Below are 279 nucleotides of genomic sequence, written 5' to 3' on the forward strand. Positions count from 1 at the left end.
TTCGCCGTTAGTCTGCGCCGGGATGGTGACGCTGTAGCTGCCGTCGGGCTGGACGGTGCCCGAGCCGAGCACGGTTTCGCCATCGGGCGCATAGACGGTGATCGTCGCGCCGGGTTCGCCGGTACCGGTCACGATCGTGCCGGTGGCGTCGTCGACATCAGCGGTCGGCGCATCGGGTGCGGTCAGGTCGGGCGCGATGGCAGGGGTGGGGTCGGACTCGTTGCCGGCTTCATCGGTCTGCGTGACCACGAGTTCTTCGCCGTTGGTCTGCGCCGGGAT

1 protein-coding gene is annotated in these 279 nt (G+C 68.8%); it reads right to left on the minus strand.

Going from position 1 to position 279, the window contains the following annotated elements; translation table 11 throughout:
- Window positions 1-279: Ig-like domain-containing protein (locus B1A78_RS21990; RefSeq protein WP_179102144.1), on the minus strand; the 279-nt coding region annotated here is incomplete at both ends.

This window comes from Sphingopyxis sp. KK2 (genome assembly GCF_001990265.1).
Classification (GTDB): domain Bacteria; phylum Pseudomonadota; class Alphaproteobacteria; order Sphingomonadales; family Sphingomonadaceae; genus Sphingopyxis.